Genomic DNA, 10,901 nt, shown 5'->3' on the forward strand with positions numbered 1-10,901 from the left:
CGGTTCAGGACCCGTCGTGGTTGATGTCGCGGTGCTTGATCAGCCACCGGCCGGACCGCCGGACCAGCACGTCCTCGCCGGTGGTGCTCAGATACACCGAGGCCTTGCCGCCGTGCGGGGTCTCGAAGACCACCGCGTAGTACTGGGTGCGGACCGCCTCCTCGTCCCCCGCCCCGGCGCTCTCGGGGGCCGCGACCACCATGGAGAACCAGTGCCGGCGCTGGACGCCCCGTCCCGCGAGCCGGTCGACGCCGCGCCGCATCGACGTGGCGATGTGCGAACGGCCCTTCCACGGCTCGGGCTTGACGTTCTGCGCGAACACCCCGTCCTCGGTGAAGCCCTCCGCCCACTCCTCCGCGTCGCCCGCGTCGAGCAGCTGCATGTGGCGGGCGTAGAACTGGAGGATCTGGGCGTACGTGTCCGCCGAGACGGCGGGCACATGGGTGCCGGCGGACGCCATGACCGCGGCGACGTCGGGGGTCACCGGGCTGCTCCGGCCTCGCGGGCGACGCCCTCGACCACGACGTCGCTCAGGTGCGGCTCGCCCTTGATGACGGTGCCCAGCGCCTTGAGGCGGGCCCGGAACTCGGGCTCGGCCAGCGCCGTGTCGAAGGACTCCTTGCTGTCCCACTCGGCCACGTTGAAGTAGATGCCCGGCTCCTTCTGGGAGCGGATCAGCTGGTAGCGGATCAGACCGGGCTGCACCTCCATGAACTCGGCGACGTGCGCGTAGATCCGCTCCAGCTCCTCGGGCTTGCCGATGAGCGTCAACTTGTTGACGAAGACGACCACGAAGACTCCTCGTTAGGGCGAACGGTGACACCCGGCCACCGGCGCGGGCCGGACGGCTCCGGCCCGTGGGGTGGTGGCCCCGGGGGCGCTCTCCACCCTCCGCCCCGCCGCTGATGCCTGGTTGGTGACTCGTTGGAGGACGGCGGGGGCCGTACGCCACGACCGGGCCCCCAGCCCGTCGGCATCGCGCCCCGATCCGGTCACCGTCCCGGCTGCCGATGCTGAAGGCACCGTCTTGTCCACCGAACCCGGGAGTGTCCGTGTCCGAGGCATCCGTGCCCGTTCTCATCGCCGGCGGCGGTCTGTCAGGCCTGTCCACCGCGCTCTTCCTCGGCCTGCACGGCGTCCGGCCGCTGCTGGTCGAGAAACACCCCGGCACCTCCGTCGTGATGAAGGCGCGCGGGCAGTACCCGCACACGATGGAGGCGCTGCGCATCGGCGGTGTGGCCGACCGGATCACCGCCGCCTCGCCGGGCGGCACCGGCGACTTCTACATGGCGCTCGCCGACACCCTCTCCGGCCCGGTGCTGCGCGGCATCATGACGCAGGGCGAGATGAGCATGGGCCACGTCTCGCCCGAGGACTGGGCGATGGCCAGCCAGGAGCACACCGAGGTCATCCTCGCCGAGCGCGCCCGCGAGCTCGGCGCCGAGCTCGCCTTCGGCACCGAGCTGGTCTCCTTCACCCAGGACGCCGACGGGGTCACCGCCCTCCTGCGCGACGTGGCCACCGGCGCCGAACGCACCGTGCGCGCCGACCACATGGTGGCGGCGGACGGCCGCAAGAGCCCGGCGCGCCGGGCCCTGGGCGTCGGCATCCACGGGCGCGGACGGCTCGGCGAGGTCTTCCGGGTGTTCTTCGACGCGGACATGAGCGGCCCCCTGGAGGGGCTGGCGGGGGGCGTGACCGAGGGCCGCAGGTTCGCCCTGTTCCACCTCCTGCAGCCGGTGCCGGGCGTCTTCTACACCACGGACATCCCGGGCCGCTACGGCTACATCCACGGCATGACCAAGGACCAGCCCGACTTCAGCGACTGCACCGAGGAGCAGTGCGCCGCCCTCGTACGCACCGGTCTGGGCATGCCCGACCTGGAGCTGACGGTGGCCGGCTCGGGACGCACCGAGATCGTGTGCGAGGTCGCGGACCGCTTCTCCGTCGGGCGGGTGCACCTCGTGGGCGACGCGGCGAAGGTGGTGCCGGCGCCCGGCGGGCTCGGCGGCAACACGGCCGTCATGGACGGCTTCTACCTCGCCTGGAAGCTGGCCATGACCGTTCGGGGGCAGGCCGGTCCCGGACTGCTCGCCAGCCACGACGCGGAGCGCAGGCCGGTCTCCGACATGATCGCGGAGCAGCAGTTCGCCAACACGGTGGAGCGGCTTGGCCCCGACCTCGACGACGGCACGGCGGCCGCGCCCATCCACCCGGTCGTCCAGGTCTTCGGCTACCGCTGCGCCCAGGGCGCCGTGGTCCTGGAGCCGGGCGACGAGGGCGAGCTCCTGGAGGACCCGACGGCCCCCACCGGCCGCCCCGGCTCGCGGGCGCCTTACGTACAGCTCGACGGCGGCGGCTCCACCACCGCCCTGTTCGGCCGCTCCTTCGTCCTGCTCGCCGGGGCCGACGCCACCGGGTGGGAGCAGGCGGCGAAGAGCGCCGCCGGGCGGCTCGGCATCGAGATCGCCGTGCACCGGGCGAGCGGCTGGGAGAAGAGCTACGGCGTGACGCCCACGGGCGCGGCCCTGGTGCGCCCCGACCGCTTCATCGCCTGGCGCGCGGCGGACGACTCCGGGACGGCGGACCTGGAGGACGCCCTGCGCACGGTCCTGGACCGCCCCGCCACCTGACCACCGCACCTTCCCAACCAGCTGAATCGGAGAGACCCATGACCATTCTGGTGACCGGGGCGACCGGCAACGTCGGCGGCAAGGTGCTGGCGCGCCTGCACGCGGCGGGCCATTCCGTACGGGCCCTGACCCGCGACCCCGCCCGCGCCCGACTGCCCGCCGGGATCGAGGTGGTGGGCGCCGACCTGGGCCTGCCCGACACGCTGCCGGACGCGCTCGACGGCGTACGCAAGGTCTTCCTCATGTCGCTCGGCCACAACAAGCGCACCCACGACGCGAATCTGGTGGCTGTCGCGCGGAAGACGGGCGTCGAGCACATCGTGCAGCTGTCCACGCTCGGCGTCGCGGAGGTCGAGGAGGAGAACGACACGCCGCTGGGCCTGTGGCACCGCCAGGCCGAGAAGGCGCTCACCGAGTCGGGCCTGGCCTGGACGATCCTGCGGCCCAACGGCTTCATGACGGTCGCCCTCGGCTGGGCGGACGCGGCGCGCGGGGACGGTGTGGTGCGCAGCCCCGTCGCCGATCTGCCCGAGGCGCTGGTGGACCCGGAGGACATCGCCGATGTGGCGGTACGCGCGCTGACCGAGCCGGGCCACGAGGGCCGCACCTACGCGCTGACCGGCCCCGAGGCGCTGACGGCCCGTGAGCAGGTGGCGGTGCTCGGGTCGGTGCTCGGCCGGAGGCTGCGCTTCGAGCAGATCTCGATCGAGGAGCACCGCGCGGTCATGGCGGGGCTGTACGGGGAGGCGACCGCCGACGGCGTGGTGGCGGCGCTGCGGAAGGCGCTCGAATCGGGCGACGACTTCCGCGGGCGGCTGTTCCCGGACGTGCGGGGCGTGCTCGGCCGCCGGGCGCGCAGCTTCCGGGACTGGGCCGAGGCGCACACGGCCGACTTCGCCTGAGCCCAGGTCCCGGCTTCTGCTGAATTCGCCTGACCGGCAAGTCCGTTACGGACGGTGCCCGGCGTCCATCGGATGGACGCCGGGCACCGTCGTGCTCGCCGGAGGGGTGTCAGGCGGCGGCCTGGGCGAAGGCCCGGGTGCGCTTCTGGTAGCGCGGGCGCCACACGGCCCGGTAGAGGAAGCGCACCGGCGGCGGCACCACTCCGAGTGCGGTGCGCTGCGTCTCCTCGGAGGCGCCGTCGAGCACCCAGGGGAAGTACAGGGCGCCGCCCTTGACCCCCAGCATCCGCCGCTGCTCGGCGCCGAACGTGTCGTACTCCTGGGCGCTGAGCACCGACAGGACGAGGGGCAGGGCCGCCCGCTCCTCGTGGTCGAGGTGCTGGGCCAGCTTGTCGGCCACCGTGGAGATCAGGGCGGGCAGCCGCTCCTGCTGCCGCTGGGCCAGCACGTCCTCGACGGCGTCCAGCAACGGGTCGAGGGCCTCGTGCTCGGCGTCCATGTCGTCGAGCATCTTCAACTGCGCCGGGTCGTCGGCGAGCTTGGCGCGCATCAGCGGCCACAGCACCTTGTCCTCGGCGGTGTGGTGGATCGTCAGGAAGGTCTGGAAGGTCTCCCACCCGGTCCGGAAGGCCGAGCCGGGCGCGGTGCCGTGGTCCCGGGCGGCCGCGGCCAGCAGGCCCAGGTCGCGCCGGAAGGCGTCGTGGGTCGCGTACATCAGCGTCAGATCGGGCTGGACGCGGCCCTCGGTGGCGGTCATGGCAGGGGTCCTCTCACAAAGCGGGTCGGGTGTCGCTGCGGTCATTGCGGCGGTGGGGGAAGACGCCGGGCCGGCATTTAACGGTGCATGTTGTTCCGAACCTATGGAACAGCTTGCCCCACAGCAGAGTGTGGGGCAAGCTGTTCCATAAAGCTTTGCCGGGGAAGACGCTCCGGCGGTGGGTCGCACGGCGGGGCGGCCGTAACGGCACCACCGTGACCTGCGCATACGCCATCGGGAGAAGGGGGGCGACCAGGGCCGCGCCGCTTACACTCGTGCCACCACGACGACAGGACGGAGCCGGATGTCCGCGCCCACCGAGCCGAGCCGCACCTCCGACGCGCCGGGCCGCGGGCCCGATCCGCGCGCCGAGCGCAGCCGGGCCGCCGCCCTGGCCGCCGCCCGCGACCTGCTCATCGAGCAGGGCTGGTCGGCCGTCACGCATGTCGCCGTCGCCGCCCGAAGCGGCGTGGGCCGCACCACCCTCTACCGCCACTGGCCCGACGCCTCGGGCCTGGTCCGGGACGTCATCGCCGAGCGGATCTCCACCGCGCACACCCCGCCGACGGGCGTCCTGCGCGACGACCTCATCCGTGAACTCGACGGGCTGCGGCGCCTGCTGCACGACCCGGTGAGCGACCGGGGGCTGCGCGCGGTCATCGAACGGGCCGGGGTCGACCCGGTCTTCGCCCAGCTCAAGGAGGCGCTCTACCGCGAGGGCTCCCGGGTCTTCCGTACCGTGCTCGACGCCGCGAAGGCCGGCGGCGAGCTGGCCGCGGACCTCGACGCGGACCTGGCCGTCGACCAGCTGGCGGGCCCGCTGATGTACCGCCGTCTGCTCGCCGGGCGCTCGGTCACCGCCGAGTACGTCGAGCGCGTGGTCGACGACTTCCTCGCGGCGCACGCCCCCGCCTGAACCGGAACCCGCCCCGGTACGCGTACCGGGGCGGGCGTGCGAGCCTGCTGGAGCGGGGTCAGCGCACGACCTGTCCGGCCACCGCGTGGCCCCGCAGCGACGCGCTGACCTTGGACAGGTGCAGGGCCAACTGGATCTCCAGGGCCGGGCCCGGCTGCTGCCACTCGGGGCCGAGCAGCTGCGAGACGCGCTCCAGGCGCCGGGCCACCGTGTTGGTGTGCACCCGCAGCGCCTCGGCCGCGTACGTGGGACTGGCGCCCGCCGCGAAGTACGCCTCCAGGGTGGCGGCGAGATTGGTGGAGCGCCGCTCGTCGTAGGTGAGGATCGGGCCGAGCGTCTGCTCGATGAACGCGCCGATGTCCCGGCTGCCGCCCAGCAGCATGCCGACGAAGCCGAGTTCGTCGGCCATCGCCGGAGTGTCCGCGTCCTCCTTGCCGAGGATCGTCAGGACGTCCAGACAGGCGGCGGCCTCCTGGTACGCGGCGAGGAGCTCCTCCGGGCCGCCGCAGGCCGAGGCCGCGCCCACCGCGACCGGCCGGCCGAGCGTCTTGGCCAGCCGCTGCTTCACGTCGCGGGCCGCCTCACGCGCGTCGGAGTGCGGCAGCAGGATCACGAGATGGCCGTTGTGGACCGTCCTGGCGCCCCCGCGGAGCCAGACGAAGGTCGACGTCCAGGTCGACAGGGCATGTCCGCCGCCGACCGGGAGCTGCGTGACGATCACGGCGTGCCGACGGCTCAGATCGAGCCCGAGCCCCTTGAGGCGGCGCTGGCAGCGGCGGCTGAAGGGGACACCGTTGAGCAGCCGGTCCAGCGCCTCGTCGCGGAACTTGCGGTCGGCGGACTCGGTGCCGCGGTTGAGCGTGACCAGGATCGCCGCCGCCTGGACCGCGTACCGGACCAGATCCATGTCGGGCCTGCGGTCCGCCGGGCAGCGCAGGACCAGCGCGCCCCGGTCCTCCTCGCCGGCCCGGACGGGCACCACCACGGTGCCGTCGTCCAGGCGGACGACGCGCTGCTCGGCCCGCGCGGTGAAGGTGGCGGCGGCCAGCTCCTCCTCGTCGTCCCACGCGGCGCCGGTGCGGGCCATGGTGTCGTCGTTCTCGTCGCGCAGCCAGACCGACCCGTCGAGCTCCTGGCCCGCGGCGACGGCGAACGCCTTCACGTCGGCTCCGCCGAGGGCGAGTTCGACGAGCCGCCCGCCGCTCCGCGCCGTCCGCCGCTGGGCCCGCTCCCGGGCGCGCAGCCGGTCGACCTCGGCGCCGAGCTCGGCGACCCGGCCGCGGGCGAGCTCCAGGGCCTGGACCGATTTCACGGCGGCGGTGGCGTAGTTGGCGACGGTGGACATCGTCGCCACCTCGTCCGCGGTGTACGAGCGGGCGACCCGGTCGCCGCCGAAGAGCACGCCGACCACCTTGCCCGCGCTGCGCAGCGGCACCGCGACCAGCGCCGTCAGCCCCTCCTCGACGACGACGGCCTCGATGTGGTCGGAGCGCGGGATCATGTCGTCCCGGTGGCAGTCGGAGGTCCACACGGGCGACTGCCCCACCGCGTCGATGGCGTTGAGGCCCTGCCGGACGGGGACGCGGGCGACCCCGCCGAGCACCGAGATCGCGCCGTCGGCGGCGCGGATGCACGACCCGTCCTCGCCGTCGAGGAGCAGCACCCAGGCCATGTCCACGTGCAGGAGGAGCCGGGTGCGGCGGACCAGGGTCGTGAGCAGCGAGTCGAGGTCCTCCTGCTCGGCCAGGGCCCGGGTCGTGTCCATCAGCAGCGCGAGCTCGTTCTTGCGCCGTTCCAGGTCGGCCATCTGCTGCTCGACCCCGAGGGCCAGCTGCTCGGCCCGCTCCAGGTCGTCCACGACGTGGGGCGGAGCGCCTCCCCGCCGTGCCTGCAGCGCCGGTTGACTGAAGGCTCCGCGGGAGGCCCGCACGGCCAGGAGTTCCAGATAGGTGACGGCACCGCTCAGGGTGGCCGTGTCTTCGGACATCTCACTCCGTACTGTGCGCAGGGGGACGCTCCGCCGACGGGTCGCGCCGACGCGACAGAGCGGTTGGGGGTGATGGGGGGTGTCCAGTCTCCGCCGGTCCGTCGCGCGGCGGAAGGACGCATGGCGCCCGGGGGCGGGCCGTGGCCGGCGGATCGCCCGGCAGAGCGGCAGCGGGACCGCTGACCTGCTCTTGAGTTCTCCGGCTGCATTCTTCGTCACCACGACAGGACCCCCCGCGGCCATTAGGACTTCATCACGATGGCGCGATCAAGTAATTTCGCGTGTTTTGGCCAGAACTATGCGGCGCTGCGGGAATCGCTGCTGATGGGGCTCCGGACGGGCTTCCGGAACTTGACATGCAAGTAAATGCTTGCATGATGGAAGGGTGAGCGATGAGATGGACAAGGTCTTCAAGGCCCTCGCCGACCCGACCCGCCGGCGTCTGCTCGACCGGCTGTTCGAGAACAACGGCCAGACCCTCGGTGAGCTCTGCGACGGTCTGGAGATGTCCCGCCAGGCGGCCACCCAGCACCTGGGCCTGCTGGAGGCCGCGCATCTCGTCAGCACGGTCCGCAGGGGCCGCGAGAAGCTCCACTACCTCAACCCGGTGCCGCTCCACGAGATCCAGGAGCGGTGGATCCAGAAGTTCGAGCGCCCGCGCCTCCAGGCGCTGGGCGCACTGAAACGGAAAGCCGAGTCCGCCATGTCCGCCAAGCCGGAATTCGTCTACACCACCTACATCGAGGCCACCCCGGAGAAGGTCTGGGAGGCCCTGACCGACCCCGACACGACCGCCGCGTACTGGGGGCACAGCAACGTCTCGGACTGGCGGCCGGGCTCCGCCTGGGAGCACCGCCGCACCGACGGCTCCGGCGTCGCCGACGTCGTGGGCACCGTTGTCGAGGCCGACCCGCCGGGGCGCCTGGTGTTCACCTGGGCCGGCCCCGACGAGGACCGCCCCGACGGCCCCGCCACCGTCACCTTCGAGCTCAAGCCGCTCGGCGGCACGGTCCAGCTCACCGTCACCCACGAGAACCTGCGCGACGACAAGGAGCGCCGCGAGGCCGCGGGCGGCTGGTCGGCGGTGCTGTCCAACCTCAAGACCTATGTGGAGTCGGGCAAGCCGATGTCCCTGCCGATGTGGACCCGCCCGGGCAGCGAGGCCTGACGCCAATCCGTTCGCGGCCCGAGCCGTACCTCCGTAGCCTGCGGGTATGCAGATCCCGACCCACGAACTGACCGCGGCCGACCGTGAACTCATCGAGTTCGCGCGCGGCATCGTCGACGCGAACACCGACGGGGAGGACGGCGTCCACACCATGGGCGCCGCCGTCCGCGCGGCCGACGGCACGATGTACGGCGGCATCAACCTCTACCACTTCACCGGCGGTCCCTGCGCGGAACTCGTCGCCCTCGGCAGCGCACGCGCCTCCGGTGCCCGGGAGCTCTCCACGATCGTCGCCGTCGGCAACATGGGGCGCGGCGTCGTCGGCCCGTGCGGCAGGGACCGGCAGGTGCTCTTCGACTACCACCCGGACATCCGCGTGATCCTGCCCACGGCCGGGGGCGTCGTGGCGAGCGTGGGGATCAAGGACCTCGTGCCGTTCGCCTACGCATGGAGCCCGGACGCGGTCTCGAAGGCGTACGACGGCGAGCGGCCCGGCACGCCGTAGCGCGGTGGCCGTCGCGAACGGGTCGCCGCGGGCGGTGCGTACTCATAGAGCGGCTCTATGGGTCCATCGACGCGGTGCCCCTACCGGGGTGCGGGGCGCGGGCGGAGGGTGAGGTCGTAAGCCTTCCGCTGAAGCAGGGACACCATGTACACCCTCCTCTTCCTCCTCATCTTCTTGTGCGTCTTGGCGGTGCTCCGCGAGTGGCCCCGCCGGTTCCGGACGCTCCTGTGGACGGGAACCCTGGCCGCCACGGTGCTGGCGTTCCTGCCCCACGTCCTGGACCACACCTTCCACATCGCCCTCTGAGCCGTACGCCCCTCGGAGGAGGAGACCTCACATGACCGCCACACTCACCGCCCCCGCCCCTTCTGCCCGCCTCTCCCACCGCCTCGGGCTGTGGTTCGCCCACGCCTACGTCCTGGGCATGTGCGGCACCCTCGCCGGTGCCTACTTCTTCCAGTTCGGGCTGGGGGAGTACCCCTGCCCGATGTGTCTGCTCCAGCGGATGTTCTTCCTGCTCAGCGCGGTCGGCCCGGCCTGGGTCATCGCCCGTTCGCGGAAGGGCGCGGTGACCACCCGCGAGTTCGCCTCCGGCTGGGGGTGGGCCGTGGTGGCCGCGCTGATCGGGAGCACCGTCTCGGCCACCCAGGTCCTGATGCACATCGTGCCCCCGGATCCCGGGTACGCGGGTGCTCTGTTCGGCCTGCACCTGTACACCTGGGCCCTGATCGCCTTCCTCGCCGCCGCGGTCGCCGCCGGAGCCGCCCTGTTCCTGGCCCCCGAGGCCGAGCCCCTGGACGCCGCTGTCACCTCGCCCGCCCTGCGCAGGGCGTCGGCCGTGACCCTCGCCGTCCTGCTCGCCTTCGCGGCCAGCAACCTCGTCGCCTGCTTCGTCCTCCAGGGCTTCCACTGGCAGATGCCCGGCGACCCCACCGGTTACCGGCTCATCACCGACCTCCTCTGACCCCCGAGCCCGCATTCGGACGCAGAAGCGGAGGTGTCCCCCACACCGGCGCATCCGATGCCCGGGACTGTCCAGGCCCGGCCGGGGCGGGTGACGATGGTCGTCTATGGTCGCGGAACCTCGGGTCGCGCACCCTCTGGTGACGGAGCCTCCGGTCAGGGAACCGTGCGCGCGAAAGTGTCACGCTGTCCTGTCCCTGCTGGGGGCCGTACTGGCCGCCGCCTTCGGCGCGTGGGCGTTCTGGGCCCCGGCCGCGTACGCCGCGGCACCGACGCGCGCGGGAGTGGCCCGCTGTGAACTGGGTGCCTACTTCAGCGACTTGTTCGACATCGACCCGGTCAGGAGCCGGTTCTCCGCACGGCTGTGGCTGTGGACGATCTGCCCGGACCGGAGCTCCGACCCACTGCCGCGCGCGAGCGTTTCCCACGCGCTTCCGCTTCGCGCTGGAGGGCATGCACAGCCGGCTCGGGGTGCTGGGCGGGGGACTGTTCGTGGTGGTGCCGAACGGGCAGCAGGTCGACTCGGTGGTCACCAGCACCATCGGGCTGACCCTGATGGACTGGCTCCACCTGGTCACCCTCGCCTTCCTCCTGTGCGCCGTGGCCGGCACCGTGCTCGCCTGGCGCTGGACCGCCCGGGGCGGCAGCACGGCCCGGGCGGAGCGGCTCAGCCACCGGGGAGCGTGGACCGGACTCGCCGCGTACGCGGCGACGTGCGGGGGGTTGGTCGCGCTGGCGGCGTGCCGCTGATCGTCCGTCAGGTATCAGACCGTCAGACGGGCTCGCCGCCGACTCCGGAACGCCCGGCGGGGATGCCCGCGATGAGCACGGTCACGTGCTTGCGGACGTCTTCGCCCAAGGCGGCGCAGACGGCGTCGGTGATCGCACCGATCAGCAGCGCCGGGGTCTCGGCGTGACCGGGAGCGCCTGGCTGGCCCCGGGCGCGACCGCCTGGCGCCGCGCACTGGAACCGCTGACGCCTGAACAGCGCCAGATGTTCGTCGACACGTTGCGCGTCTACGAGGACGCGATGTCGGGAGGAGACGCGGCCGCGCCCTCGTGACGAACCG

13 protein-coding genes are annotated in these 10,901 nt (G+C 72.7%); 9 read left to right on the forward strand and 4 right to left on the reverse strand.

The window, feature by feature from the left end; all coding sequences use genetic code 11:
* Positions 1 to 4 precede the first annotated feature (4 nt).
* Positions 5 to 484, reverse strand: coding sequence for a nuclear transport factor 2 family protein (locus QIY60_RS28745; protein WP_283145079.1), 480 nt, complete (start codon positions 482 to 484; stop codon positions 5 to 7).
* Positions 481 to 792 (reverse strand): antibiotic biosynthesis monooxygenase family protein, encoded by a 312-nt coding sequence (locus QIY60_RS28750; RefSeq protein WP_283145080.1) that lies wholly within the window; start codon positions 790 to 792, stop codon positions 481 to 483. The genes QIY60_RS28745 and QIY60_RS28750 overlap by 4 nt, the downstream gene beginning before the upstream one ends.
* A gap of 260 nt (positions 793 to 1,052) precedes the next feature.
* Here QIY60_RS28750 and QIY60_RS28755 point away from each other — a divergent pair, with 260 nt between their 5' ends.
* Together QIY60_RS28755 and QIY60_RS28760 are read left to right on the forward strand one after the other, a co-directional pair.
* Positions 1,053 to 2,633, forward strand: a complete 1,581-nt coding sequence (locus QIY60_RS28755; protein ID WP_283145081.1) for an FAD-dependent monooxygenase — start codon at positions 1,053 to 1,055, stop codon at positions 2,631 to 2,633.
* A gap of 38 nt (positions 2,634 to 2,671) precedes the next feature.
* Complete coding sequence (locus QIY60_RS28760; protein WP_283145082.1) at positions 2,672 to 3,535, forward strand: NAD(P)H-binding protein; 864 nt, start codon at positions 2,672 to 2,674, stop codon at positions 3,533 to 3,535.
* Positions 3,536 to 3,644: 109 nt separating this feature from the next.
* On the opposite strand, the gene QIY60_RS28765 is transcribed toward QIY60_RS28760, so the two are convergent.
* Positions 3,645 to 4,292: a hemerythrin domain-containing protein gene (locus tag QIY60_RS28765; RefSeq protein ID WP_283145083.1), complete on the reverse strand. Its 648-nt coding sequence runs from the start codon at positions 4,290 to 4,292 to the stop codon at positions 3,645 to 3,647.
* A 304-nt stretch (positions 4,293 to 4,596) separates the two neighbouring features.
* Here QIY60_RS28765 and QIY60_RS28770 point away from each other — a divergent pair, with 304 nt between their 5' ends.
* Positions 4,597 to 5,208 (forward strand): TetR/AcrR family transcriptional regulator, encoded by a 612-nt coding sequence (locus QIY60_RS28770; protein ID WP_283145084.1) that lies wholly within the window; start codon positions 4,597 to 4,599, stop codon positions 5,206 to 5,208.
* Positions 5,209 to 5,266: 58 nt separating this feature from the next.
* Here the strand turns inward: QIY60_RS28770 and QIY60_RS28775 are convergent, their stop codons facing one another.
* A complete protein-coding gene (locus QIY60_RS28775) occupies positions 5,267 to 7,195 on the reverse strand; it encodes a helix-turn-helix domain-containing protein (protein ID WP_283145085.1) in 1,929 nt (642 codons plus the stop codon).
* A gap of 397 nt (positions 7,196 to 7,592) precedes the next feature.
* Here QIY60_RS28775 and QIY60_RS28780 point away from each other — a divergent pair, with 397 nt between their 5' ends.
* The 6 genes from QIY60_RS28780 to QIY60_RS28805 all read left to right on the forward strand — a co-directional run bounded on the left by QIY60_RS28780 (position 7,593) and on the right by QIY60_RS28805 (position 10,894).
* Positions 7,593 to 8,363 (forward strand): metalloregulator ArsR/SmtB family transcription factor, encoded by a 771-nt coding sequence (locus QIY60_RS28780; protein ID WP_283146110.1) that lies wholly within the window; start codon positions 7,593 to 7,595, stop codon positions 8,361 to 8,363.
* Positions 8,364 to 8,409: 46 nt separating this feature from the next.
* Complete coding sequence (locus QIY60_RS28785) at positions 8,410 to 8,868, forward strand: cytidine deaminase (protein ID WP_283145086.1); 459 nt, start codon at positions 8,410 to 8,412, stop codon at positions 8,866 to 8,868.
* A gap of 144 nt (positions 8,869 to 9,012) precedes the next feature.
* Positions 9,013 to 9,174, forward strand: a complete 162-nt coding sequence (locus QIY60_RS28790) for a hypothetical protein (protein WP_283145087.1) — start codon at positions 9,013 to 9,015, stop codon at positions 9,172 to 9,174.
* A gap of 31 nt (positions 9,175 to 9,205) precedes the next feature.
* A complete protein-coding gene (locus tag QIY60_RS28795; RefSeq protein WP_283145088.1) occupies positions 9,206 to 9,832 on the forward strand; it encodes a disulfide bond formation protein B in 627 nt (208 codons plus the stop codon).
* A 452-nt stretch (positions 9,833 to 10,284) separates the two neighbouring features.
* Entirely contained in the window at positions 10,285 to 10,581 is a 297-nt protein-coding gene (locus QIY60_RS28800; protein ID WP_283145089.1) for a hypothetical protein, read from the forward strand.
* Positions 10,582 to 10,666: 85 nt separating this feature from the next.
* Positions 10,667 to 10,894 carry a hypothetical protein gene (locus tag QIY60_RS28805; protein WP_283145090.1) on the forward strand — a complete coding sequence of 76 codons (228 nt, stop codon included), beginning with the start codon at positions 10,667 to 10,669 and terminating at the stop codon, positions 10,892 to 10,894.
* Positions 10,895 to 10,901 lie beyond the last annotated feature (7 nt).

The sequence above is a fragment of the Streptomyces sp. BPTC-684 genome (genome assembly GCF_030028635.1).
In the GTDB taxonomy this organism is placed as follows: Bacteria; Actinomycetota; Actinomycetes; order Streptomycetales; family Streptomycetaceae; genus Streptomyces; species Streptomyces noboritoensis.

Excerpts from the sequence above, each read along its gene's own strand:
- QIY60_RS28760 (WP_283145082.1), top strand. The coding sequence starts at position 2,672 with ATGACCATTCTGGTGACCGGGGCGACCGGCAACGTCGGCGGCAAGGTG.
- QIY60_RS28765 (WP_283145083.1), bottom strand. The coding sequence starts at position 4,292 with ATGACCGCCACCGAGGGCCGCGTCCAGCCCGATCTGACGCTGATGTAC.
- QIY60_RS28770 (WP_283145084.1), top strand. The coding sequence starts at position 4,597 with ATGTCCGCGCCCACCGAGCCGAGCCGCACCTCCGACGCGCCGGGCCGC.
- QIY60_RS28775 (WP_283145085.1), bottom strand. The coding sequence starts at position 7,195 with ATGTCCGAAGACACGGCCACCCTGAGCGGTGCCGTCACCTATCTGGAA.
- QIY60_RS28780 (WP_283146110.1), top strand. The coding sequence starts at position 7,593 with ATGGACAAGGTCTTCAAGGCCCTCGCCGACCCGACCCGCCGGCGTCTG.
- QIY60_RS28785 (WP_283145086.1), top strand. The coding sequence starts at position 8,410 with ATGCAGATCCCGACCCACGAACTGACCGCGGCCGACCGTGAACTCATC.
- QIY60_RS28790 (WP_283145087.1), top strand. The coding sequence starts at position 9,013 with ATGTACACCCTCCTCTTCCTCCTCATCTTCTTGTGCGTCTTGGCGGTG.
- QIY60_RS28795 (WP_283145088.1), top strand. The coding sequence starts at position 9,206 with ATGACCGCCACACTCACCGCCCCCGCCCCTTCTGCCCGCCTCTCCCAC.
- QIY60_RS28800 (WP_283145089.1), top strand. The coding sequence starts at position 10,285 with ATGCACAGCCGGCTCGGGGTGCTGGGCGGGGGACTGTTCGTGGTGGTG.